Below are 22,757 nucleotides of genomic sequence, written 5' to 3'. Positions count from 1 at the left end.
ACGTGCGGCACTGCACGGCGCGGGACGCGGCGAGCAGGATGACAGACAAGCCCGCCCCGGAGCGCCCCCGGGTGGGGCACGATGGGGACGAGACGAAAGGTCGCCACATGAGCCACGAGACGACGGCACGTTCGTTGACCACCGCGTACGCGGAGGCCGCCGCCACCGCCGGCTACGCCCCCTCGGTGCACAACACCCAGCCGTGGCGCTGGCGGGTGCTCCCCGACGCGCTGGAGCTGCGGACGGTCGCCGACCGGCAGCTCGCCGCGACCGACCCGGAGGGGCGGCTGCTCACCCTGAGCTGCGGTACGGCCCTGCACCACGCCCGGGTGGCGCTGACCGCCGAGGGCTGGACGCCGGCCGTGGAGCGGCTGCCCGACCCGGCGGAACCGGAACTGCTGGCCCGGATCACCGGTTCCCGCCGCGACGGGGTCGACCCGGAGGCGATGCGTCTGGTGCAGTGCATGCAGGTCCGGCACACCGACCGGCGGCCGGTCAGCGACGAGCCGGTGTCCACCGCCACGCTCGACGAGATCACCCGGGCGGCCAGCGACCAGGGCGCCCAGCTGCAGGTCCTGGACGGCGGCCAGATGCTGGAACTCGCCGCGGCCGCCGGCCACGCCGGCGCGGTGGAGGCCGACGACCCACGGCTGCGGGAGGAGCTGGCGTACTGGACCAGCCGCACCGACACCGGCACCGGCCTGCCGCCGGAGGTGCTGCCCGAGCAGGCCCCGCAGACCACCGTGCCGGGCCGGGACTTCGGCCGGGCCGGCAGCCTGCCGATCGGTCCGGGCCACGACCGGGCGGCGGTGTACGCGATCCTGTTCGGCGACGCCGACGAGCCGGACAGCTGGCTGAAGGCCGGCGAGGCGCTCTCCGCGGCCTGGTTGACCGCCACCCGGCTGGGCGTGTCCGTGGTGCCGCTCAGCGGCGTGGTGGAGGTGGACGGCACCCGGCAGACCCTGCGTCGGCTGCTGGCCGGGCTGGGCTTCCCGTACCTGGTCCTGCGGCTGGGGCACGCCGACCCGGCGCACACCGGCCCGGCGCACACCCCCCGGCTCGCCACCGCACAGGTGGTGGACACCTCGGCCGTCCGCGACCGGAGCTGAGTGAGATTCGGATCATGGTCTCGTGCCGGACGGTCACCGGGCGGTAACATCCCCCGGTGGCCGATCCCGCACCGCACCCGCGTCCCGAGCCGCATCCGGCGGTACCGTCGCTGGGCCTGAGTCCGCTGTCCCGGGTCCGGCTGGACGAACTGCTCCAGGAGATGCTCGACCGGGTCGGCGAGGTGGTCACCAGCCGGGAACGGCTCCGCGCGCTGCTCGACGCGGTGGTCGGCATCGGCACCGACCTCGACCTGCACAGCACCCTGCAACGAATCGTGCGGTCGGCCTGCGAGCTGGTCGGGGCCCGGTACGGCGCGCTCGGCATCGTCGGCCCGGACCGGATGCTGCACGACTTCATCGTGCACGGCGTCACCCCCGAGCAGCACGCCGCCATCGGTGACCTGCCGCACGGCCGGGGCGTGCTCGGGCTGCTCATCGACGACCCGCGTCCGCTGCGCATGCCGGACATCACCCAGCACCCGAAGTCGTACGGCTTCCCACCCAACCACCCGCCGATGCACACCTTCCTCGGGGTGCCGGTCCGCATCCGCGACCAGGTCTTCGGCAACCTGTACCTGGCCGAGAAGCAGGGCGGCGTGCAGTTCACCGAGGACGACGAGGAGATCGTCGTCGCGCTCGCCGCCGCGGCCGGCGTGGCGATCGAGAACGCCCGCCTGTACGCGCTGGCGCACCGGCGGGAACGCTGGCTCGCCGCCACCGCCGAGATCACCTCGGTGCTGCTGGGCGAGGTCCGGCGCACCGACGCGCTGGCCCTGGTGGCCCGCCGGGCCCGCGAGGTCGCCGAGGCCGAACTGGCGCTGGTGCTCCTCTACGACGAGGACGCCGACCAGTTCACCGTGGAGGTCGTCGACGGGGCCGGCGACCGGGTCCGGGAACTGCTCGGCGCGGTGCTGCCGGCCGGGGAGACCACCTTCCGCGGCTCGGTCACCGAGCACCGGCACGAACTGCTCGACAATCTCGCCGAGGCGGCGCCCTGGCCCGCGCCGGTGACCGCCGGCCCGGCGGTGGTGTCCCCGCTCGCCGCCGCCGACACCCTGCACGGTGTGCTGGTGACCGCGCACCAGCCGGACCGGGGCGGCACCACCGACGACGACGTGGCCCTGCTGCGCAGCTTCGCCGGGCAGGCCGCGCTGGCCATGGAACGGGCCCGGGGCCAGGAGGAACGCGAGCTGCTGGTGGTCCTGGAGGACCGCGAACGCATCGCCCGGGACCTGCACGACGTGGTGATCCAGCGGCTCTTCGCCACCGGCCTGCAGTTGCAGAGCGCCGCCCCGATGTCCACCCGGCCGGACGTGGCGAAACGCATCAACGCCGCGGTGGACGACCTGGACGCCACCATCCGGGACATCCGGCGCACCATCTTCGAGCTGCGTACCCCGATGAGCGCCGCGCTGCGCACCGAGATCCGCGAAGCCGTCGATGCCGCCGCCGAGTCCCTCGGGTTCCGGCCCGAACTGGACCTCGACGGCCCGGTCGACAGCGCGGTGCCCGAGTCGGTCCGCCCCGACCTGCTCGCCGTGCTGCGGGAGGCGCTGTCCAACGCGGTCCGGCACGCCCGCGCCAGCCGGGTGCGGGTCGCGGTGCACGTCGACGCCGGCCGGGTCACCGTGCTGGTCGCCGACGACGGGGTGGGCACCGACCCGGCCGCCGCCCGCAGCGGGCTGGTCAACCTACGGGACCGCGCCGAAGGGCTCGGCGGGGAGTTCGAGATCCGGCCGGTCGACCCGCACGGCACCGAACTGTGCTGGAGCGTCCCGCTGCGGGACTGAGGCCGCCCCCGGCCCGGCTCAGCGCCGGGTGGCGCTCAGCCGGGTGGGCCGCCGCTCAGGGCCGGCCGCCGGGCCGCCGGTAGCGCTCAGGGGCGGTGGCCGAGCAGCCGGGTGGCCAGCACCGCGGCCTGGGTACGCCGCTCCAGGCCGAGTTTGGCCAGCACACTGGAGACGTAGTTCTTCACGGTCTTCTCGGCCAGGAACATCTTGCCGGCGATCTCCCGGTTGGTCAGCCCTTCGGCGACGTACTCCAGGATCCGCCGTTCCTGCTCGGTGAGCGACTTGAGTTCCCGGGGCTGCTCCACGCCGCTGCGGATGCGCTCCAGCACCCGGGTGGTGATCGCCGGGTCGAGCAGCGACTGCCCGGCCGCCACCCGGCGGACCGCGTCCACCAGGTCGGTGCCCCGGATCTGCTTGAGCACGTACCCGGCCGCGCCCGCCATGATCGCCGCGAAGAGCGCCTCGTCGTCCTCGTACGAGGTGAGGATCAGGCCCTTGATCGACGAGTCGACGGCCCGGATGTCCCGGCAGACGTCGATGCCGTTGCCGTCGGGGAGCCGGGCGTCGAGGATCGCCACGTCCGGCCGGAGCGCCGGGATGCGGCGTGCCGCCTCGGGAGCGGAGCCGGACTCGCCGACCACCTCGATGTCGCCGCTGCTGGTGAGCAGGTCGGCGAGGCCACGACGGACGACCTCATGGTCGTCGAGGAGAAACACCCGGATCATCCCTCGTTTCTACCCCGTCCGGGCGGCACCTGACACGGGCCGAAGGTCCCGAACGGGGCGGGGCCGGCGGGTAGCTGGTCCCGGCGGGTGGGGACGTCCGGCCCTGCCCGGCACCCCCGCCGGGGGCGCACCGTGGAGACGAGCCCGCAGAGTACCGACCCGCCCGGAAGGGAGCACCGACCATGGACGTCGGCTACACCGTCGAACAGTTGCGCGCCGCGGCTGCGGACGCCGTCCGGGCCCCGTCGCTGCACAACACCCAGCCGTGGCGGTTCCGGCTGCGCGACGGCGGGATCGAACTCGCCGTCGACCCGACCCGCCGGCTGCCCGCCACCGACCCGAGCGGCTGGGGTGTCCGGCTGTCCGGCGGGGCGGCCCTGCACAACCTGCGGCTCGCCCTGGCCGCCGCCGGCACCCCGGCCTCGGTGCGGCTGCGCCCGTACCCGGGCGAACCGGACGTGTTGGCCCGGCTGGTCCCGGACCTGCCGCGCCGGCCCACCCCGACCGAGCTGAGCCTGCACGCGGCCGTCCCGCGCCGGTTCAGCAACCGTCGGCCGTTCTGGCCCGACCCGGTACCGGCGGACGTGCGCTGGCGGCTCGGCGAAGCCGCGCGGGCCGAGCAGTGCTGGCTGGAACTGGTGATCGGCACCAGCGCGGTGAACGCGTTCGCCGAGATCGCCCGCAGCGCCCACCGGGTGCTGGAACGTGACCCGGCGTACCGGGCCGAACGGATCGCGTGGACCCGGGCCGCCCCCGCCGACGACGGGGTGCCGGCCGCCGCCGGTGGCCCGCAGAGCGAACCCCAGGACCTGCTGCCGGCCCGGGGCTTCGGCGGCCTCGACCGCCCGCCGGGCCGGGACTTCGAGCCGGAGCCGCTGGTGGCCGTGCTCATCTCGGCCGGCAACACCGCCACCGACCAGATCGTCGCCGGGCAGGCCCTGCAACGGGTGCTGCTGACCGCCACCGACGCCGGACTGGCCGTGTCGATGCTCTCCCAGCCGATCGAGGTGCCCGGCGCACGGGAACAGCTGCGGCTGTCGCTGGGCCGGTTCGGCACCCCGCAGATGGTGCTGCGGATCGGGTACGGCCAGCCGGGGCGGGCCACCCCCCGCCGCGCCGTCGACGAGGTCCTCGACCTGCCGGTGCCGCAGGTCTGACGCTCCGACCAGGCGGACCGGGGCGGCCCGCGCCCCGGCCGGGCGGGTCAGGCGGCCCGACCGGGCGGGTCAGGCGGTCCGGTTCACCACCTCGAGCTGCGCCATCATCCCGAACGACGAGTGCTCCGGGAAGTGGCAGTGGTAGACGTACCTGCCGGTGAACCCGGAGAAGGTGGCCTGCACCCGGACGGTGGAGCCCGGCGGCACGTGCACGGTGTCCTTCCAGCCGGCCTCTCCGGGTGCCGGCGGGACGCCGTCCCGGTCCAGCAGCCGGAACTGGATCATGTGCAGGTGGAAGTCGTGGTCGATGTTGAACCGGGTGTCCAGGTTGGTGACCCGCCAGATCTCGGTGGTCCCGTTGACGACCCGGGCGTCCACCCGGGTCGCGTCGTACGTCTGGCCGTTGATGGTGAAGGCGACCTTGGCCGGGTCGAAGCTGAGCGCCAGGTCCCGGGTGACCGTCGCGGTGGGCAGCGCCGGCAGCGGGATCAGCCGGTCCGGCAGCCGGCTGTCGTCGGTGGCCGTGCCGACCACGTCGAAGCCGACCACCGGCCCGGAGGTGTCCTCCAGCACCACCCGGGTACCGACCGGCTGGCCGGCGAAGTCGATCACCACCTCGGCCCGTTCCCCCGGGGTCAGCTTCACCTCGGAGACCGCCACCGGGGCCGGTAGCAGGCCGCCGTCGGTGCCGATCTGGATGAGCTGTCCCCGGTCGAGCCGCAACCGGAAGATCCGGTGCAGTGAGCCGTTGAGCAGCCGGAACCGGTACCGGCGGGCGGCCACCCGCAGATACGGTTGCGGCTTGCCGTTGGCCAGCACGGTGGGCCGGTTGTCCGCGTCGGCCGGGTCGAAGACCAGGCTGCCGTCCGCGCCGATCAGCGCGTCACGCAGCAGGATCGGGACGTCGTACTGGCCGGACGGCAGGCCCAGCGCCTGCTCCGCGTCGTCGGAGATCAGATAGAAGCCGTGCAGCCCCCGGTAGATGTGCTCGGCCTCCATGTGGTGGGCGTGGTCGTGGTACCACAGCGTGGCGGCCTGCTGGAGGTTCGGGTACGCGTAGCTGCGGGTCGCGCCCGGGGCGATCACGTCCATCGGGTGACCGTCGTGCGCCGGTGGCACGAAACCGCCGTGCAGGTGCACGTTGGTCGGGTGGCCGAGCTGGTTGGTCACCTGGAGGGCCACCGCCCGCCCCCGGCGGGCCCTGATGGTGGGGCCGACGAACCGGCCGTCGAAGCCCAGGACGGGTGTGGCGACCCCGGGGAGGATCTCGGTGGTGCCGGCCCGCACCGGAAGCTGGTACAGGTCCGCGTCGCCACCGACGTACACCGGGCGCAGCACCGGCGGGACCGGCAGGGCGACGCCGAACGGCTCGACCGTCGCCGCCGCGACGGTCCGGACCGGGTCGGTACCACCGTGCCCGTGGTGCCCGCTGTGCCGGGCCGCACCAGCGCCGGCGGCCCCGGCGGACGGGAGGATCGCCGCACCCCCGACGGCCAGCCCTCCGAGCGTGAGCGCGCGTCGTCTGTCCATTCTCCACTCTCCCCTGTGTCGCCGAGCAGGTGGAGTCAACCGGAGAAACCTCGAAAATTGCTGGAGGAAAGTGACCGGTTCCATGGACCAGCATCACTGAAACGGTTTTCCGGAAAAGCAATTCCACAGCCGGAAACAACCGCTGGAAATTATTGCACGAGCAGATTTGCCTACGGAAGAGATGCGGTGATCCCGATGCCGTCGGGGAGCTGCGGGGCGGGCTCGGAGGTCATCCCGTACGGCTGGCACGACCGACGGCGCGGGCGGACACGCCACTGACGCTCGTCGCTGATGGTGGGCGATACTGGGTTTGAACCAGTGACCTCTTCCGTGTCAAGGAAGCGCGCTCCCACTGCGCCAATCGCCCCTGCCCTGCAGGAGGGCCGAGAGCGGACGACGGGATTCGAACCCGCGACCCTCACCTTGGCAAGGTGATGCGCTACCAGCTGCGCTACGTCCGCACGCCCCCGGTGTTCCCGGCGACGGGGTGAACTCTACCCGAAGCCAAGATCAGCCCGAAACCGGGTATCCCCGTCCGCCGGCACTCACCGCGGGCCCACCCCCGCCCCGGCGCTCACCGCGGGTCCCACCCCGGCCCCGACCCCGGCGGATCCGACTGCGGCCGCTGCCGGGGCGGCTGCTGCGGCTGCGGTTGCCGTACCGGCTGCTGTTGCGGACCCGGCGCCCCCCAACCGGGCAGCACCCCCGAGGCGGCCTGCTCAGGCGACGTCGGCTGCGGCGCGAACGGCGCCGGCTGGGAGAGCGTGACCTGTCCGGACGGCCCGGAAACCGGATGCGCGGCCTCCCCCACCGGCGGCAGCGGCACCGGCGGCACCGGATCCATCGTCATGTGCGGCAACGTCACGATCTCCGGATTGCACTCCACCGCCTGCACCACCGAACCCCGGCCCTCCCCCTTCACCAGCAGCAGGGCGTAGTCCGGCAGATCCTGCAACACCCGGGGCTCCACCGCGTACTCGTACACCCGCTGCGCGGCGGCGGCGTCGCTCCAGCTCGTACCGCTGGCGACCGACTGGGTCTGGCTCCAGTTCCGGCTCCGGCTCCAGTTGCGACTGCGCTGCCGGATCAGGGACTTGCCCTCACCCCGGCTGCCCTCACTGCCGCCCTCGGTCTCCGAACCGCCCTGCGTGTCGGCGAGGGTGTGCGTCTCGTCGCCGCCGAGCGTCCGGGTCAACCCGCTGAGCACGAACCGGTGCTGCCGACCGATGAACTCGGCGGCCTGCTGCGCCTCCCGGTGGTTGCCCAACCGCATGAACGCCACCTCGCCACCACCGAGGGTGTGCAACGCCTGCTCCCGCAGGTGCGCGTAGAACAGCACCAGCCGGATGCCGCGCCGCTCGCAGAGCGTGCTCAGCCGCTCCACCTGCCGGTGGTGCACCTCGTCCGCCCCGACCAGCACGATCGACCCGCCACTGACCGCCTCCCGGCTGACCCGACGGATCAGCCACTGCACCAGCAGGTCCTTGAGCAACTCGTGCTGGGCGCTGCGCCCGTCCCGGTCGGCCACCAGACAGGACAGCTCGGCCGGCGCGGGGCCGCCCCCGCCGCCCTGCCCCAACGTCTCCAGCGGACGCAGGAAGCTCTCCAGCCGCCGCAACTGGTGGTGCGCCTGCCGGCGGGCCTCCTCCGGCATCAGGCTCACCACCAGCGAGCACTCGATCTCACTGAGCGCCGGCTGCCCCGGCCGGTCGGTCAGCACCCGCAGGCCGGCGACGATCCGGGCGATGGTCAGGTCGTCGCCGAGCACGTCGCAGAGCTCCCCCAGCAGCATCGCGTCCCGGTGCCGGTCGGCGCGCTCGCCACCCTCGCCGTACATCGACTCCACCAGCAGATCCACCAGTTCCCGGGCGGAGAGCCCGGCGAGCAGGTCCAGCTCACGCAACCCGGACGGGAACCCGGTGACGCGCACCGACCGGCCGGTCTGCTCGGCCAGGCTCATCAGCTCCCCGCACAGCGCCTCGCCGGTGAAGTCCACCAGCGTCATCGGCCCCCGGGTACTCAACAACGAACCACCGAAGACGGTCAGCAACGCCTCCCAGCCGTAGCTGGTGCCCCCGACCACGTCGATCCGCCGGGTGCCCGGCGACGGGGCCGCCGCGCTCCACTCGTACATCTGCTCCAGGGCCCGCTGCTGGTGCTGCTCGAACTCGACCCGGCGGGCCTCCCACCCCGCCCTGGCCTGCTCGTACCCGCTGCGGGCCTGCTCCTGCGCGGTGCTCAGGTCCCGCTCGGCCTGGCGTTTGAGCAGCCACACCACGGCCGCGCCGCCCAGCCCGCCGAACGCGGAGAGGATCACCAGGAACATGACCAGCCCGCCGAGCACCGGGTTCAGGCTGTCCGCGAAGCGCCCGCAGCACCCGAACAGCACCGCCAGGCCCAGCCCCACGCCGAGCGAGATCCCGATCCGCCGGGCCGCCTGCTGCCGGGCCGTGGTGGCCCGGGTGACCAGTTCCGGCGGGACGGCCCCGGGCACCGGCGGCGGCTCAGGGAACCGACGGCGGTAGAGGTTGCGGTCCTGGAAGATCCAGCCGAACCGCTCCCCGGGCACGGCGAGCCGGGGCAGCGGGCTGTCTCGGTGCGCGATCTCGGTCATGGGGCAGGGCGCCGCCTTCCACAGTGGCAGGATCCAGGATCGAATTCGCAGTTAACCAGGCACCTGGCGAAACGAGAAGACCACCGTCCGCGACCGGCCGGTACCGGGCCTAGAGTTGTCCGGTCCCCGTCGTCGACTGCGAGGAGCCCTCATGGTCTGGGCCGTGCTGGCCAGCGGGTTGCTGCTGCTGGTGGCGGGGCTGGTCGTGGCCCGGCGACGTCGACGCGCCCGCGCCGGCTCCCCGCCGCCCCGGGACGAGCGGCGTTTCCTGCCCGACGGCCGGCGCATCCTCCGCGACGGCCACCGCCCCGCCGCCGGGAACGGTCGACTCGCCGACCGGGTACGGCGCGTGCTCGGGCGGGAACCGAAGCTGCCCGGCCCCCGCCTACCGGACGAGGTGACGGTGCTCTGCATCCGGTGCCAGGGACGGGGCTGGACGAACCGACGGGAACGCACCCTCACCTTCACCGGGGAAGGGTTCGCCGACGTCGACCACGGCTCCGCCATGTGCGAGACCTGCGGCGGCTCCGGCCGCGTCGCACGCTGACCCGCCCTGCGGGACGGCCCCGGAAACAGCGAACCCGTTGCCGGATTGACCGACAACGGGTTCGTTCACCTGGTGGGCGATACTGGGTTTGAACCAGTGACCTCTTCCGTGTCAAGGAAGCGCGCTCCCACTGCGCCAATCGCCCTCGTCTAACGCCGAGGTGGAGACGGGATTTGAACCCGTGTACACGGCTTTGCAGGCCGTTGCCTCGCCTCTCGGCCACTCCACCGAGGTTGCCCCCGACATGCGTGATGGCATCTCGCCGAGCGGACGACGGGATTCGAACCCGCGACCCTCACCTTGGCAAGGTGATGCGCTACCAGCTGCGCTACGTCCGCACGCCCCCGGTGTTTCCCGGTGACGGATGAGAACTCTAGCCGAGGCCGGGAACGCTTGCCAAATCGGGGGCCCTTCTGGCGCGTTTCGCCCGTTCACGCGGCGTCCGGGCTGTCGGTCCGGGATGGCGGTGGGCGCGCCCGGGGTGGACGGTGTGGGCGCGGGTCCAGATCGTCACTCTCGGCAAGGCTTCCTAGGAGCCTGGGTGACTGGCCGGGACGAGGAGCGGCAGGTGGTTCTGTCCGGGTTCTGACTGTCCGCTCCACCCGCCCGGAGCGGTAACTCCTCGTGAGCGGTCGGATAGGCTACGGTAGCCGCGTGACGAGACGTGCCGCCGAGATCCGCCTGGATGCCCTGCTGCGCACGGCGTGCGACGTGATCGTGGAACGGGGCCTGGCGAACACCCGGACCGCCGACGTGGCTCAGGCGGCCGGGGTCAGCCAGGCGCTGGTCTTCTACCACTTCGCCACCAAGGACCGGCTGCTGGAGCAGGCGTTCGCGTACGCCGTCGAGCAGGACCTCGCCCGCCTGGACACCGTGGTCCGGTCCGCCGCGCCGCCGCTGACCAAGCTGAAGAAGATCCTTCGGCTCTACACCCCGGCCGGGCGGTCCACCTCGTGGTCGCTGTGGATCGACGGCTGGTCGGAGTCACTGCGCACCCCCGAGCTGGAGAAGGTCTGCCGCCGGCTGGACCTGCGCTGGCGTCAGGACCTCGCCGAGGTGATCTCGGCCGGCGTGCAGGACGGCACCTTCGAGTGCGCCGACCCGGCCGGGGCGGCCTGGCGGATCCACGCGGTGATGGACGGCCTCGCGGTACAGCTCGCGGTGCACCACCGGGTGATCACCCGACGCCAGTTCGGCGAGTGGATCCGCCTGGTCACCGCCCGGGAACTGGGCCTCGACCCGGCCCAACTGGACTGAACACCCCGGGCCGCACGGACGCGAGGTCGCCGGAACGGCCCCCGTCGTCGCGGGCGACCGGGACAATCGGCGGCATGGACCTGCTGGAGACGTACCGACGCAGCCTGGCGGAGTTCACCGACCGGGTCGGTCGGGTCGGGCCGCGACAGTGGTCGGACCCGACGCCCTGCCCGGCGTGGGACGTCCGCGCGCTGGTCAACCACGTGGTGACCGAGGAACGGTGGGCGGTGCCGCTGCTCGGGGGCGCGACCGTCGAGTCGGTCGGTGACCGGCTCACCGGTGACCAACTCGGCCCGGACCCGGTGGACGCGGCCCGGGACGCGGCCCGGCAGGCCGAGCGGGCGGCCAGCGAACCGGGGACGCTGGACCGGACGGTCGCGCTGTCGGCCGGTCCGACACCCGCCCGGGAGTACCTCCACCAACTGCTCGCCGAGCATCTCGTCCACGGGTGGGACCTGGCGGTGGCGATCGGCGCGGACCCCCGGCTGGACGACGCGCTGGTGCACGAGTGCGGCCGGTGGTTCACCGAGCGGGTCTCCGACTACCAGGAGGGGAACCTGGTCCGCTCCGGGGTGGACGTGCCGGCCGACGCCGACGAGCAGGACCGGCTGCTGGCCGCGTTCGGCCGCGACCCGGCCTGGACCCCCGGCTCCTGACCCCGACGGCGGCGGAACCGGCCGTCGCGGTCACCGGACCGACCGGTGCGGGGTGGGCGCACGTTGGCCCGGGACCGGTCGCCCCCGTAGTGGGCCAGGACGCGCGGGTCCATCACCCGCCGCCAAAGCGGTGGCACCAGCGCGGCGACCACCATGGTGGCGTACCCGGCGGGCAACTGCGGTGACGCGTCGAAGCTGCGCAGCGTCTGGTACCGCCGGAGCGGGTTGGCGTGGTGGTCGCTGTGCCGCTGGAGCTGGAAGAGGAAGACGTTGGTGACGGTACGGTCGCTGTTCCAGCTGTGCCGGGGATCGACCTTCTCGTACCGGCCGGCCGGGGTGCGCCGCCGGGCCAGGCCGTAGTGCTCCACGTAGTTGACCACCTCGAGCAGGGAGAAGCCGACCACCGCCTGGAGCGCCAGCAACGGCAGCACCGCCGGGCCGAAGGCCGCCACCAGCACGCCGACCAGCAGCACGGTCAGCGCCCAGGCGTTGAGGACGTCGTTGCGCCACGTCCAGGGGCTGCCGCCGCGTCGACGGAGCCGGGCGCTCTCCAGCCGCCAGGCCGACCGCAGGCCGCCGAGGACGGTACGCGGCCAGAACGCCCAGAAGCTCTCCCCCAGCCGGGAGCTGGCCGGGTCCTCCGGGGTGGCCACCCGTACGTGGTGCCCCCGGTTGTGCTCGACCTGGAAGTGCCCGTACCCGGTCGGGGCGAGCGCGATCCGGGCGAGCCGGCGTTCCGCCCGTTCCCGTTTGTGCCCCAGTTCGTGTGCGGTGTTGATGGCGATGCCGTTGACCACGCCGAGCGTGGCGACCAGGCCGGCCGCGCCGAGCGGGCCGGGCTCGTCGTGAACCCACACCGCGCAGCCGAGCACCAGGCCGGCGTACTGGGCGGGCAGGTAGAGGTAGGTCAGCCACCGGTAGTAGCCGTCGGCGGCGAGGCGGGGCACCGCCTCCTCCGGCGGGTTGCGCCGGTCGTCGCCGACCAGCAGGTCGATCACCGGGATCACCCCGAAGACGATCACCGGTGCCAGCCACCAGGCCCACCATCCGCCGGTGGCGTGCCACACCCACCAGCTCAGGAAGGGCAGCGCCGGGACGAGTAGCGCGAGCGGCCAGAACAGCCGGCGGGGATCCCGCCAGCGGACGGGGTGGGGGCGCGCGTCGATGCCGTCGGCCATGGCCAACCTCCGATGAGCGGCTGCCCTCCGACTGTGGCACGGATCACTTCTCTTTACAAGGACTCATACTTTGTAAAGGGTCGATCAAATGCCGGTTCGTCGGCGGTCCGGCCCAGCACCTGACGCATCCGCAGCAGCAGGCCGACCCCCAGGAAGACCAGCAGCCCGCCCAGCAGGAACGCCGCCTGTACCACGCCGAAGCCGCCGGTCGACCCTGCCGGCTCCGCGACCACCCGACCACCCGTCCCGGCAGCCGGCCCGGCAGTCGACCCGGCAGCCTCGCCCGGCACGTCGGTCGGATCGACCACGTCGGTCGGATCGGCCGGCTCCCCGTCAGCGGCCAGGCCCGGGTCGACGGGGTCCGCCCCATCCGGGTCCGCCCCATCCGGGTCCGCCCCATCCGGGTCCGCCTCGGCCGGGTCCGGGACAGCCGGGCCGTCGGTCGGCTCCGGGGCCGACGGGCCGGCCACGTTCCGGGTCGCGGTCTGCCGGGCCAGCAGCCGCGACCCCTCGTCGTACGCCTCGGCGGTCAGCGTGACGCGTCCCCCCGTGACGTCCCCGGCCAGCGCCAACCGGTACCGGGCGGTGACCGTCCGGCCGGGGCAGAGGGTGCCCGGGTCGGGCCGCCGATCGGTGAGCCGGGCCGCCGACCCCGCCACCCGCACCTGCACCGGGAACGGGCCGTCGGACTCGACCCGGTCCATCCGTACCTGGTCCAGCCGTAGCCCCCGGACGGTGAGCAGCATCGACCAGCGGACCCGGAGGCAGCCGCCGGCGTCGTCGCGGGAGACGACCGCGGTGACCGTCTCGACCCGGTCGGTGCCCAACCGGTCCGGCAGCCCCTCCAGGATGGTGGCGAAGTCCGCCCTCGCCGGGGCGGGCAGGCCGGGTACCGCCACCACCAGCCCGACCGCCAGCACCCCGAACCGGGCCGCGTACCGCCGCCACACCGCTGCCACCGTCTCGTTCCTCCCGGTCGTGCCGTCCCGTACCCCGACGCTAGGGGCGGCACCGGGACGGCGACAGCCGGGTCAGTTCGCACCTGGCGGCAACCATCGGGGGTGATCTCACCCGGGGTGGTGAACCGGTCACCGGCGACCCGCGACACGCCGGTTGGCGGGGCCGGGGCAGAATCACCGGATGTCCGAGATCTCCACGGCCTTCGTCCGGCTGCACGCCCGGCTCACCCCGGTGGCGTTCGTGCCCGAGGTCCGGCTGCACCAGGCCGACGAGCCGATCGGGCTGTGGGAGCTGACCGAGGGCGAGTTCCGCAGTTCCCAGCCGCCGCCGTTCTGGGCCTTCGCCTGGGCCGGCGGGCAGGCCCTGGCCCGGTACGTGCTGGACCATCCGCAGACCGTCGCCGGCCGGCGGGTGCTCGACCTGGCGTCCGGCTCCGGCCTGGTCGCCGTCGCCGCCGCCCGGGCCGGCGCGACCAGCGTCCGCGCGGTGGAGATCGACGAACGGGCCGTCGCCGCCGTCGCGCTCAACGCCGAGGCCAACGGGGTACGCGTCGACGCCGAACTGGGCGACGTCCTCGACGAACCGGACGCCGGGACGGCCGAGGTGGTGCTCGCCGGGGACGTCTTCTACAGCGCGGCGATGGCCAACCGGATGCTGCGTTTCCTGCTGCGTGCCACCCGGGCCGGGGCGCGGGTGCTGGTCGGCGACCCGGGTCGGGCCTTCCTGCCCCGGGAACGGTTCACCGAGCTGGCCGGGTACGACGTCCCGGTGCCGCCGGCGTTGGAGAGCGTGTCGGTCCGGCACACCACCGTCTGGGAACTGAACCCCGGCCGTCCCCGCGCCGACGCATGACCGCAGCGCTGTTCCGGGCCTGGGGTCCGGCCCTGGACGCCGACGGGCCCGCCACCACGACCGTCACCGACCACCTCGGGGTCGAGCACCTGCTGGTCACCCGGCACGCCCTGGTCCGGCAGGTGCTCGCCGACCCGGTCACCTGGCGGCCCGACAACGCGCTCGACGCGGTCACCCCGATCCCGGTGGCCGCGTTGCGGATCCTCGCCGGGCACCGGTTCCGGCTGCCGCCGACGCTCGCCAACAACTCCGGCCCGAGCCACCCCGGCATCCGGGCGCTGGTCGCCGAGGCGCTGCACCCGCAGCGGGTCGCCGCCCAACAGCCCTGGCTGACCGACCTGGTCGACACCCGGGTGGCCCGGCTCGCCGCCGGACTGGCCGCCGGGCAGACCGTCGACCTGTACGCCGGGCTCGCCGCCGACCTGCCGCTGCTGGTGCTGGCCCGGCTGGTCGAGCTGCCGGACGCCCCGGTGGGCGCGGTCAAGGCGTTCGCCCGGGCCGCCCTGGAACTCTTCTGGGCCCCGCTGGACGCCGACCGGCAGCAGACCCTGGCGGTCGAGGTGGGCCGGTTCCACCGGGTGCTCCGGGAGTTCGCCGCCACCGGTGGTGGGCTGGCCGCCCGGCTGCGGGCCGCCGGCCACCCGCCGGACGTGCTGGTCGGCGCGCTGTTCTTCCTGCTGGTGGCGGGGCAGGAGACCACCTCCCAGTTCCTCACCCTGCTGCTGCACCGGCTGACCGGTGAGCCGGCGGTGCTGGCCGGGCTGCGGGCCGGCACGGTGCCGGTCGCCGACGTGGTCGAGGAGGGGCTGCGGCTGGAGCCGCCGATCGTCACCTGGCGGCGGGTCGCCGGGATGGACACCACCCTGGACGGGACCCCGGTGCGCCGGGGCACCAGCGTGGTGCTCTGGCTGGCCCGGGCCGGCCGCGACCCGGCGGTGGTCGCCGAACCGGCCCGGTTCCTGCCGGGCCAGCGTGGCTCCCGCCGGCACCTGGCGTTCGGCGCGGGCGCGCACCGCTGCGTCGGGGCGCACCTGGCCCGGATGGAGGCGGCGGTGGTGGTCGCCCGGACGGCGGAGCTGCTGGCCGGGGTGCGGGTGGTCCGGCCACCGTGGTGCCCGGACAACCTCACCTTCCGGATGCCGGACACCTTCCTGGTCCGCCCCGCCTGACCAGGAAGGTGTCCGGCTGACCGGCCGACCCGCCTGGCCGGGGCCGCCCTGCCTGACCACGCCGCCCTGCCTGACCGGGCCGCCCTGCCTGACCGGGCCGACCCGCCTGGCCGGGCCGGTCCGACGACGCCGGGGACCCGCCGGGGGCTGCGGCCCCGGGAACGCCGGTGCGGACTGACGAAGGTCAGGGTGGGCCTGTGCCGTCCGGTGGCGGTGCGACCGGACCCCCGGACCGTAGCGTGCCGGCATGATGACCTCACGTCACGGCGGTCGGGCGGTCGCCGTACTCCTGGCTCTGACGGCGACCCTGGCCGCCGGCGGCGCGGTCACCGCCGCGCCCCCGGCGGTGCCCGCGCTGGCCCTGCCCGCGCCGACCGGCCCGCACCCGGTCGGCACCACCTGGCTGCACCTGACCGACCACGACCGGCCCGACCCGTGGCGGCCGGAACGGCCCCGGGAGCTGATGGTGTCGCTGTGGTACCCGGCGGCGACCGGTGCCGGTCGGCCCGCCCCCTACACCACCGCCGGCGTGTCGGCGAAGATCGTCGAGGCGGAGGGGCTGCCGCTGCCCCCGGACGTGCTCACCACGGTCCGTACCCACGCCCGGCGGGACGTGCCGGTGCGGCCGAACCGGCACGGCTGGCCGCTGGTGCTGCTCTCCCCCGGTTTCTCGCTCAGCCGGGAGTCGCTGACCGGGCTGGCCGAGGACCTCGCCAGCCGGGGCTACCTGGTCGCCGGCCTCGACCACCCGTACGAGGCGCGCGGGGTGGAGTTCCCCGACGGCCGGGTGGTCGACTGCCTGGCCTGCGACGAGTGGGGCCCGGACACCGCGGCGAAGGTGATCGCGGGACGCACGGCCGACGCGTCGTTCCTGCTGGACCGGCTGACCGGGCCGCGCCCGGTGTGGCGGGGCTTCGTGGACCGGGACCGGGTCGCGATGGTCGGCCACTCCATCGGCGGCGCGTCGGCGGTACGCGGTCTCGCCGTGGAACCCCGGCTGGACGCCGCCGCCGACCTGGACGGCACGCTGTTCACGCCGACCGGCACCGACGAGCCGGTGCTGCTGGTCGGCGCGGACCGGCCGGCCGACCACAGCTGGCTGCGCGACTGGCCCGCGTTCACCGGCTGGAAGCGCTGGCTGACCGTCGCCGGCAGCGGGCACATGTCGTTCACCGACCGGCCGGTGCTGGGCGCGCAGCTCGGCATCGACCCCGGCCCGATCCCGGCCGACCGGCAGCTGCTGCTCACCCGGGAGTACGTGGCCGCGTTCCTCGACCGGCACCTGCGGTCCCGGCCCGCGCCGCTGCTCGACGGCCCGCACCCCGCCTACCCGGAGGTCACCTTCCGCTGAGTCGCTAGCGGGGATCGGCGTCCACCAACCCCGCCTCGTACGCGAGGATCGCCGCCTGCACCCGGTTGCGTACCCCCAACCGGGTGAAGGCGCTGGTCAGGTACCCCTTTACCGTGCCCTCGACCAGGTGCAGCCGGCGGGCGATCTCGGCGTTGGACAGGCCCGCCCCGACCAGCCCCAGCACATCCCGTTCCCGGTCGGTGAGCACCGCCACCCGGTCCCGGGCCACCGGCCGGCGGGCCATCCGTGCCCCGCTCAACTCGATCACCCGGCGGGCCACCCGGGGCGACAGGTACGCCCCGCCGTCGGCCACCGCCCGGACCCCGGCCAGCAGCTCACGCGGGTCACCGGCCTTGACCAGGAAACCGGCGGCACCGTCCCCGAGCGCCCGGGCCACGTGGTCGTCGTCGCCGAAGGTGGTCAGCATGACCACCGCCGTGGCCGGTACCAGCCGACGGATCTCGGCGGCGGCGGCCAGCCCGTCCAGCCGGGGCATCCGGATGTCGAGCAGCGCCACCCGGGGCCGGTGGGCACGGACGAGTTCCACCGCGGCCCGGCCGTCGGCGGCCTCGGCGACCACGTCGACACCCGGGTCGGTGGCGAGGATCGCCCGCACCCCGGCGCGGATCATCGCCTCGTCGTCGGCGAGCAGTACGGAGATCATTCAGTCGATCCGTTCCTTGCCGACCAGTCGACCCTGCCGGAAGCAGAGCCGCCAGGTCGGCTGGGCCAGGGGGAAGTTGCCGTCGGTGTAGTACTCGCAGCCGGCCGGGGCGTCGGCGGGCGGCTCCACCTGCCGGCGGGGCAACCCGGCCAGGTCGGCGCGCGGCTGGCCGGGGCGCATCCGCTCGTACGCCGCCGGGTCGAGCACCGCGTCGGCGGTGACGTACGGGTGGTAGACCAGCGCCAGCAGCCCGGCCAGCGCGACCGGCGTCCCGACCGCGACCAGCAGGCTCCGGCGCAGCCGTCGGCGGGCGGCCCCGAAGCGCTCCGGCGGGCCCGCTCCGGGCGACCCGTCCCAGGGCGACGGCCGGTCCGGCGTCAGGGCCGGCGACCCGGCCGGTGACCGGTCCGGCGTCGGGGCCGGTGACCCGGCCGGTGACCGGTCCGGCGTCGGGGCCGGTGACCGGGCCGACGCCAGGGCCGGCGTCGGATCGGGGACGGTGCTGTCCCCCTCCCGGCCGGGGTCGCCGGTACCGCCGGGCAGGTGGGCCCGGACGGCGAAGCCGGTGCCCTCCGGCCCGGCGGCCAGGGTACCGCCGGCCAGGCGGACCCGCTCGCCCAACGCCAGCAGCCCCGAGCCGGTGGAGACCGGCACCGGCGGACCGGTCGGCCCCGGACCGTTCACCACGGACACCGTGAACCGGCCCGGCACCCGGCGCACCGTCAGGACGACCCGGGCACCCGGGGCGTACCGGGCGGCGTTGGTGAGCGCCTCCCGGACCAGTCCGCGCAACGCCACCACGGTCAGCTCCGGCAGGTCGGCGTCCCCGGGGTCACCCCGCACCAGCACCGTCATCCCCGCCCGTCGGGCCCCGTCGACCAGCGCCGTCACGTCGGCCGGTTCCACCGGCACCGGACCGGCGTCCGGCCGCAGCACCCGGACGATCCCGCTCAGCCGCTCCGTCGCGGCGGTCACGCTGACCCGCAGCTCACCGGCCGCCGTCCGGTACCGGGGATCGAGGTCGGCCGCCAACTCCAGCGCCCCGGCCCGCAACGCGATCAGGCTCAGGTCGTGGCCGAGCGAGTCGTGCATCTCCCGGGCGATGCGGGCCCGCTCCCGCAGCATCACCCGTTCGGCCGCGCCCTGCTGCTCCCGGCGCACCACCTCGGCGTACTCCCAGCCGGCCCGCAGCAGCGCGTGGTACTGCCGGCGGTACCGGCCGACCAGCCAGGGCAGCACCCCACCGAAGATCAGGATGGTGGCGAGCAGGAACCAGGTCCGCGCCCGGGTGCCGAGCAGCCCCAGGTTCAGCACGGTGCCACCGGCCGCGATCGCCGCGAACACCAGCGCGGCGGGCAGCGCCCGGACGGCCCGCCGGCCGACGAGATAACTGAAGACCGGGATCGCGAAGACGAAGTTGCCGTCCACGTACGAGCCGAGCACCACCAGCACCAGCGCCGCCAGCGGTCGCCGCCAGGCCAGTACGGTCGCCGCGCCGAGCAGCAGCAGCCAACCGACCAGCAGCGGCACCGTGTACCGGTGGTACGGCGGGGTCAGCCGGGCGTACCCGAACGGCGCGGCGAGGAACAGGCCGAGCAGCCCGTCGCCGAGCAGTCGCCGCCATCCGCCGTCGATCCGTTCCCCGAGCGCCCGCACGTCCCGGGACGCTACCCACCCGACGGCGGAACCGGCACCGACGAAGGTCAGATCTCCTCGGCCCAGGCCCGCCAGTCGTCGAGCACCCCGTACAGGGCCGGGGTGAGCCAGCCCGGCGCGGAACGCCGGAACACCCCCGGGTCCATCGCGCCGGCCCCGGTGGGCAGCGCGCCGACCAGGTTCGGCACCAGCTCGCTGAGGTTCGCCCAGTGCACCAGCTCCGGCTCGGCCGGCCACGCCCCGATGACCACCCCGGCCGGTACCGCCCGGCGGTCCAGCGCCTCCAGGGTCAACGCGGTGTGGTTCAGGGTGCCCAGCCCGGCCCGGGCCACCACCACGGCCGGCGCGCCGAGCGACACCGCCAGGTCGGCCACCGTCCACGCCTCGCCGGACGGACGCACACCCATCGGCACCAGCAGCCCGCCGGCACCCTCGATGAGCACCAGGTCGTGCTTGTCGACCTCCTCGCGGACCGCGTCGACGACGGTGTACAGCTCCAGCGGCTCCAGCTCGGCCACCCGGGCGGCGGTCAGCGGGGCGAGCGGGTCGGGGAAGCTCGCCAACGTCCGGGCGGTCAGCGGGGCGGCCAGCCGGTTCACACTGTCGACGTCCGACGGCTCACCGGTGGCCGTACCGGTCTGGCCGGGCTTGACCACGGCGACCCGCAGCCCGGCGGCCTGCGCGGCGGCGGCCACCGCCGCCGTCACCACCGTCTTGCCGACCCCGGTGTCGGTGCCGGTGACCAGCACCGCCCCCCGCCAGGCCCCGCTCACGACACCACCTGCGCGACCCGGCTGCCCGGCTCAGCCGTGGCGCCCACCGGCGCGCACGCCACGATCACGTCCAGCGCCCGCGTGAAGTCGGCCCGGGGCACCCCGGCGTTGAGGGTCAGCCGCAGCCGCGAGCGCGGATCCGGGGTGGACGGCGGCCGGAAACAACCCACCGCCACCCCCTGCTCCCGGCACCGGGCCGCCCAGGTCGTGGCGGCCTCCGGGCCGGGCGCGGTCACCGACACCACCGCCGCGTCCGGCACCGACACGGTCAGCCCGGCCGCCCGGAGCCGGCGTACCGCGAGGGTGGCCCGGTCGGCCAGTTCGGCCCGCAGGTCGTCGGCGGCCCGGGCCAGGCCGACGGCCGCCCGGACCCCGGCGGCCACGGCCGGCGGAAGCGCGGTGTCGAAGATGAAGGTCCGGCCGGTCTCCACCAGGTGCCGGACGAACGGGGCCGGGCCGGCCACCACGCCGCCCGCCCCGCCGAGCGCCTTGGAGAGGGTGGCGGTGACCACCACGTCCGGCTCGCCGGCCAACCCGGCCGCGACCACCCCGCCGGCACCCTGCGGCCCGGTCACCCCGAGCGCGTGCGCGTCGTCGACCAGCAGCACCGCCCCGAACCGGCGGGTGACCGCGTGCAGCCGGTCGAGCGGGGCGAGGTCCCCGTCGACGGAGAAGACCGACTCGGTGACCACCACCGCCGGCCGGCCCGGCGCGGCGGCCAGCACGGCCTGCACGGCCGCCACGTCGCCGTGCGGGACGACCACCGTCTCCGCCCCGGAGATGCGGCAGCCGTCGATCAGCGAGGCGTGGTTGTGCGCGTCCGAGACGAGCAGGGTACGGGGCTGCACGAGAGCGCGCACCGCGCCCAGGTTGGCCAGGTAGCCGGAGGAGAAGAGCAGGGCGCGCTCGGCCCGCAGCCAGTCGGCGAGGTCGTCCTCGAGAGCGTGGTGGGCGTCGGTGGAGCCACGGACCAGCCGGGACCCGGTCGCGCCCAGCCCGTACGCCCGCAGGGCGGCACCGGCGGCGGCGGTCACCTCGGGATGTGTGGACAGGCCGAGGTAGTCGTTGCCGGCCAGGTCGACCACCTCGTCGGCCGCGCCCCGGGGGTGCAACCGCCGGGTCAGCCCGGCCCTCGCCCGCAGCTCGGCCCGGCGGTCGAGCGTCGCCAGCCAGTCCGCCACCGTCACTCCCCTGCTCGTACCGATCCCGGCCGTCCGATCCGACGACCGTTCCGCCGGGCGAAGTTACCACCCGTACCGGACGGCGCGGCGTGGCGTGGCTCGGCTTCGTGGGCGGCTCGGGCCCGGCTGGAGACGGTACATGCGGGGATTCGGACCCGGCGGTCGGCCTTGTAGGGTACGAGCCATGCCAGAGATCCTCGACCAGGCGCGCACCCAGGTGCTGGAGAACGGCGTCGGCCTCGACGAGGCCGGTGTCCTCGCCGTGCTGACCCTGCCCGACGAGCACCTGTCGGACACCCTCCAGCTCGCGCACGAGGTACGGATGCGCTGGTGCGGGCCGGAGGTCGAGGTGGAGGGCATCGTCTCGCTGAAGACCGGCGGCTGCCCGGAGGACTGCCACTTCTGCTCGCAGTCGGGCCTGTTCGCCTCCCCGGTACGGTCGGTGTGGCTGGACATCCCCTCCCTGGTCGAGGCGGCGAAGCAGACCGCCGCGACCGGGGCGACCGAGTTCTGCATCGTGGCCGCCGTCCGGGGCCCGGACGCGAAGCTGATGAAGCAGATGCGCGAGGGGGTGAAGGCGATCCGGGACGCGGTCGACATCCAGGTCGCCGCCTCACTGGGCATGCTCACCCAGGAGCAGGTCGACGAGCTGGTCGAGATGGGTGTGCACCGGTACAACCACAACCTGGAGACCTGCCGGTCGTACTTCCCGAACGTGGTCACCACGCACTCCTGGGAGGAGCGCTGGGAGACCCTGCGGATGGTCCGCGAGTCCGGCATGGAGGTCTGCTGCGGCGGTATCCTCGGCCTCGGCGAGACGGTCGAGCAGCGCGCCGAGTTCGCCGCCCAGCTCGCCGAACTGGACCCGCACGAGGTCCCGCTGAACTTCCTCAACCCGCGGCCGGGCACCCCGCTCGGTGACCGGCCGGTGGTCGAGGGCCGGGACGCGCTGCGCGCCATCGCCGCGTTCCGGCTGGCCATGCCGCGCACCATCCTCCGGTACGCCGGCGGGCGGGAGATCACCCTCGGTGACCTGGGCACCCGGGAGGGGCTGCTGGGCGGCATCAACGCGGTGATCGTCGGCAACTACCTCACCACGCTGGGTCGACCGGCTACCGACGACCTCAAGCTTCTCGACGACCTGAAGATGCCGGTCAAGGCGCTCTCCGCGACCCTGTGACGCGGGCGCGGTGGTGACCATGAGTGAGGTGGCGGTGCCGGGCGGTGGAGCCGGGCCGGGCGGTGGAGCCGGGCCGGGCGGTGGAGCCGGGCCGGGCGGTGGAGCCGGGCCGGGCGGTGGAGCCGGGCCGGGCGGTGGAGCCGGGCCGTGGTGTGACCGGTGCGGTGAGCCGGCCGGCACCGGAACGCACCAGGCGTGCCGGCTGGCCCGGGACCTGGAACCGCCCCGGTTCTGCGCGCGCTGCCGCCGCCGGATGAAGGTACAGGTGCTGCCGACCGGCTGGCGGGCGTCCTGCGTCGAACACGGCGCCACCGAAGGCTGACCACCCCGCCCTACCGCCGCCGGCCGGTCTGCTCGCCCCACGCCGCCGGCCCACTCCGGCTCGCCGACCGGGCCGGCCACCACGGC

At 74.7% G+C, this 22,757-nt stretch carries 20 protein-coding genes and 5 tRNA genes; 11 read left to right on the top strand and 14 right to left on the bottom strand.

All coding sequences use genetic code 11. The features are described from left to right. Positions 1–107: 107 nt before the first annotated feature. Together PVK37_RS15490 and PVK37_RS15485 are read left to right on the top strand one after the other, a co-directional pair. A complete protein-coding gene (locus PVK37_RS15490; protein ID WP_275034708.1) occupies positions 108–1,109 on the top strand; it encodes an Acg family FMN-binding oxidoreductase in 1,002 nt (333 codons plus the stop codon). Between the two features lie 116 nt (positions 1,110–1,225). Further along, complete coding sequence (locus PVK37_RS15485; RefSeq protein WP_275035132.1) at positions 1,226–2,899, top strand: sensor histidine kinase; 1,674 nt, start codon at positions 1,226–1,228, stop codon at positions 2,897–2,899. Between the two features lie 86 nt (positions 2,900–2,985). Here the strand turns inward: PVK37_RS15485 and PVK37_RS15480 are convergent, their stop codons facing one another. Then, positions 2,986–3,624, bottom strand: a complete 639-nt coding sequence (locus PVK37_RS15480) for a response regulator (protein ID WP_275034707.1) — start codon at positions 3,622–3,624, stop codon at positions 2,986–2,988. Positions 3,625–3,806: 182 nt separating this feature from the next. On the opposite strand from PVK37_RS15480, the gene PVK37_RS15475 reads away from it, so the two are divergent. Continuing rightward, entirely contained in the window at positions 3,807–4,781 is a 975-nt protein-coding gene (locus PVK37_RS15475; protein WP_275034706.1) for an Acg family FMN-binding oxidoreductase, read from the top strand. Positions 4,782–4,850: 69 nt separating this feature from the next. On the opposite strand, the gene PVK37_RS15470 is transcribed toward PVK37_RS15475, so the two are convergent. From PVK37_RS15470 to PVK37_RS15455, 4 genes are all read right to left on the bottom strand, one after another. Continuing rightward, positions 4,851–6,311, bottom strand: a complete 1,461-nt coding sequence (locus PVK37_RS15470) for a multicopper oxidase family protein (RefSeq protein WP_275034705.1) — start codon at positions 6,309–6,311, stop codon at positions 4,851–4,853. A gap of 292 nt (positions 6,312–6,603) precedes the next feature. Continuing rightward, a tRNA-Val gene (locus PVK37_RS15465) sits at positions 6,604–6,678 on the bottom strand. A 21-nt stretch (positions 6,679–6,699) separates the two neighbouring features. Beyond that, positions 6,700–6,772, bottom strand: a tRNA-Gly gene (locus tag PVK37_RS15460). A 113-nt stretch (positions 6,773–6,885) separates the two neighbouring features. Then, positions 6,886–8,925, bottom strand: a complete 2,040-nt coding sequence (locus PVK37_RS15455) for a hypothetical protein (protein WP_275034704.1) — start codon at positions 8,923–8,925, stop codon at positions 6,886–6,888. Between the two features lie 151 nt (positions 8,926–9,076). On the opposite strand from PVK37_RS15455, the gene PVK37_RS15450 reads away from it, so the two are divergent. Continuing rightward, on the top strand, positions 9,077–9,472 hold the full coding sequence (locus tag PVK37_RS15450; protein ID WP_275034703.1) for a hypothetical protein: 396 nt from the start codon (positions 9,077–9,079) through the stop codon (positions 9,470–9,472). 70 nt (positions 9,473–9,542) lie between these two features. Here PVK37_RS15450 and PVK37_RS15445 read toward each other — a convergent pair. From PVK37_RS15445 to PVK37_RS15435, 3 genes are all read right to left on the bottom strand, one after another. After that, positions 9,543–9,617 (bottom strand) — tRNA-Val (locus tag PVK37_RS15445). A gap of 13 nt (positions 9,618–9,630) precedes the next feature. Beyond that, positions 9,631–9,701 (bottom strand) — tRNA-Cys (locus tag PVK37_RS15440). A 36-nt stretch (positions 9,702–9,737) separates the two neighbouring features. Further along, positions 9,738–9,810: transfer RNA gene (locus tag PVK37_RS15435), tRNA-Gly, on the bottom strand. 316 nt (positions 9,811–10,126) lie between these two features. On the opposite strand from PVK37_RS15435, the gene PVK37_RS15430 reads away from it, so the two are divergent. Together PVK37_RS15430 and PVK37_RS15425 are read left to right on the top strand one after the other, a co-directional pair. After that, positions 10,127–10,729: a TetR/AcrR family transcriptional regulator gene (locus tag PVK37_RS15430; protein WP_275034702.1), complete on the top strand. Its 603-nt coding sequence runs from the start codon at positions 10,127–10,129 to the stop codon at positions 10,727–10,729. 74 nt (positions 10,730–10,803) lie between these two features. Then, complete coding sequence (locus tag PVK37_RS15425; RefSeq protein ID WP_275034701.1) at positions 10,804–11,385, top strand: TIGR03086 family metal-binding protein; 582 nt, start codon at positions 10,804–10,806, stop codon at positions 11,383–11,385. Here PVK37_RS15425 and PVK37_RS15420 read toward each other — a convergent pair. Together PVK37_RS15420 and PVK37_RS15415 are read right to left on the bottom strand one after the other, a co-directional pair. Then, positions 11,271–12,563, bottom strand: a complete 1,293-nt coding sequence (locus tag PVK37_RS15420) for an alkane 1-monooxygenase (RefSeq protein ID WP_275034700.1) — start codon at positions 12,561–12,563, stop codon at positions 11,271–11,273. The genes PVK37_RS15425 and PVK37_RS15420 overlap by 115 nt on opposite strands. A gap of 53 nt (positions 12,564–12,616) precedes the next feature. Continuing rightward, positions 12,617–13,522, bottom strand: a complete 906-nt coding sequence (locus PVK37_RS15415; protein ID WP_275034699.1) for a hypothetical protein — start codon at positions 13,520–13,522, stop codon at positions 12,617–12,619. 181 nt (positions 13,523–13,703) lie between these two features. Between PVK37_RS15415 and PVK37_RS15410 the strand changes: the two genes are divergently transcribed. The 3 genes from PVK37_RS15410 (at position 13,704) to PVK37_RS15400 (ending at position 16,895) form a co-directional block, all read left to right on the top strand. Beyond that, the gene (locus PVK37_RS15410; protein WP_275034698.1) at positions 13,704–14,375 is read left to right on the top strand and encodes a class I SAM-dependent methyltransferase; all 672 of its coding nucleotides are present in this window, start codon (positions 13,704–13,706) and stop codon (positions 14,373–14,375) included. Further along, positions 14,372–15,544, top strand: a complete 1,173-nt coding sequence (locus tag PVK37_RS15405) for a cytochrome P450 (RefSeq protein ID WP_275034697.1) — start codon at positions 14,372–14,374, stop codon at positions 15,542–15,544. The genes PVK37_RS15410 and PVK37_RS15405 overlap by 4 nt, the downstream gene beginning before the upstream one ends. 247 nt (positions 15,545–15,791) lie before the next feature. After that, positions 15,792–16,895 carry an alpha/beta hydrolase family protein gene (locus PVK37_RS15400; RefSeq protein WP_275034696.1) on the top strand — a complete coding sequence of 368 codons (1,104 nt, stop codon included), beginning with the start codon at positions 15,792–15,794 and terminating at the stop codon, positions 16,893–16,895. Between the two features lie 4 nt (positions 16,896–16,899). On the opposite strand, the gene PVK37_RS15395 is transcribed toward PVK37_RS15400, so the two are convergent. From PVK37_RS15395 to PVK37_RS15380, 4 genes are read right to left on the bottom strand one after another with little or no spacing between them, the layout of a single operon-like run. After that, complete coding sequence (locus tag PVK37_RS15395; RefSeq protein WP_275034695.1) at positions 16,900–17,559, bottom strand: response regulator; 660 nt, start codon at positions 17,557–17,559, stop codon at positions 16,900–16,902. Then, on the bottom strand, positions 17,560–19,215 hold the full coding sequence (locus tag PVK37_RS15390) for an ATP-binding protein (protein ID WP_275034694.1): 1,656 nt from the start codon (positions 19,213–19,215) through the stop codon (positions 17,560–17,562). It lies immediately after the preceding gene. A 47-nt stretch (positions 19,216–19,262) separates the two neighbouring features. After that, entirely contained in the window at positions 19,263–19,964 is a 702-nt protein-coding gene (gene bioD / locus PVK37_RS15385) for a dethiobiotin synthase (protein WP_275035131.1), read from the bottom strand. A 20-nt stretch (positions 19,965–19,984) separates the two neighbouring features. Continuing rightward, entirely contained in the window at positions 19,985–21,169 is a 1,185-nt protein-coding gene (locus tag PVK37_RS15380) for an 8-amino-7-oxononanoate synthase (protein ID WP_275034693.1), read from the bottom strand. Positions 21,170–21,353: 184 nt separating this feature from the next. Here PVK37_RS15380 and bioB point away from each other — a divergent pair, with 184 nt between their 5' ends. Together bioB and bsaP are read left to right on the top strand one after the other, a co-directional pair. After that, the gene (gene bioB / locus PVK37_RS15375) at positions 21,354–22,349 is read left to right on the top strand and encodes a biotin synthase BioB (protein ID WP_275034692.1); all 996 of its coding nucleotides are present in this window, start codon (positions 21,354–21,356) and stop codon (positions 22,347–22,349) included. Between the two features lie 19 nt (positions 22,350–22,368). After that, positions 22,369–22,671, top strand: coding sequence for a biotin synthase auxiliary protein BsaP (bsaP, locus tag PVK37_RS15370; RefSeq protein WP_275034691.1), 303 nt, complete (start codon positions 22,369–22,371; stop codon positions 22,669–22,671). Positions 22,672–22,757: the final 86 nt, after the last annotated feature.

The sequence above is a fragment of the Micromonospora cathayae genome (assembly GCF_028993575.1).
Classification (GTDB): Bacteria; Actinomycetota; Actinomycetes; order Mycobacteriales; family Micromonosporaceae; genus Micromonospora; species Micromonospora cathayae.
The sequence above is the reverse complement of the archived record's forward strand: the minus strand, read 5'-3'. Positions and strand labels throughout refer to the sequence as shown.

What these genes read in the sequence shown, in the direction of transcription:
- PVK37_RS15455 (WP_275034704.1), bottom strand. Translation starts at nt 8,925, where the DNA reads ATGACCGAGATCGCGCACCGAGACAGCCCGCTGCCCCGGCTCGCCGTG.
- PVK37_RS15405 (WP_275034697.1), top strand. Translation starts at nt 14,372, where the DNA reads ATGACCGCAGCGCTGTTCCGGGCCTGGGGTCCGGCCCTGGACGCCGAC.
- PVK37_RS15400 (WP_275034696.1), top strand. Translation starts at nt 15,792, where the DNA reads ATGATGACCTCACGTCACGGCGGTCGGGCGGTCGCCGTACTCCTGGCT.
- PVK37_RS15425 (WP_275034701.1), top strand. Translation starts at nt 10,804, where the DNA reads ATGGACCTGCTGGAGACGTACCGACGCAGCCTGGCGGAGTTCACCGAC.
- bioB (WP_275034692.1), top strand. Translation starts at nt 21,354, where the DNA reads ATGCCAGAGATCCTCGACCAGGCGCGCACCCAGGTGCTGGAGAACGGC.
- PVK37_RS15470 (WP_275034705.1), bottom strand. Translation starts at nt 6,311, where the DNA reads ATGGACAGACGACGCGCGCTCACGCTCGGAGGGCTGGCCGTCGGGGGT.
- PVK37_RS15420 (WP_275034700.1), bottom strand. Translation starts at nt 12,563, where the DNA reads ATGGCCGACGGCATCGACGCGCGCCCCCACCCCGTCCGCTGGCGGGAT.
- PVK37_RS15490 (WP_275034708.1), top strand. Translation starts at nt 108, where the DNA reads ATGAGCCACGAGACGACGGCACGTTCGTTGACCACCGCGTACGCGGAG.
- PVK37_RS15480 (WP_275034707.1), bottom strand. Translation starts at nt 3,624, where the DNA reads ATGATCCGGGTGTTTCTCCTCGACGACCATGAGGTCGTCCGTCGTGGC.
- PVK37_RS15410 (WP_275034698.1), top strand. Translation starts at nt 13,704, where the DNA reads ATGTCCGAGATCTCCACGGCCTTCGTCCGGCTGCACGCCCGGCTCACC.
- PVK37_RS15395 (WP_275034695.1), bottom strand. Translation starts at nt 17,559, where the DNA reads ATGATCTCCGTACTGCTCGCCGACGACGAGGCGATGATCCGCGCCGGG.
- bsaP (WP_275034691.1), top strand. Translation starts at nt 22,369, where the DNA reads ATGAGTGAGGTGGCGGTGCCGGGCGGTGGAGCCGGGCCGGGCGGTGGA.
- PVK37_RS15475 (WP_275034706.1), top strand. Translation starts at nt 3,807, where the DNA reads ATGGACGTCGGCTACACCGTCGAACAGTTGCGCGCCGCGGCTGCGGAC.
- PVK37_RS15450 (WP_275034703.1), top strand. Translation starts at nt 9,077, where the DNA reads ATGGTCTGGGCCGTGCTGGCCAGCGGGTTGCTGCTGCTGGTGGCGGGG.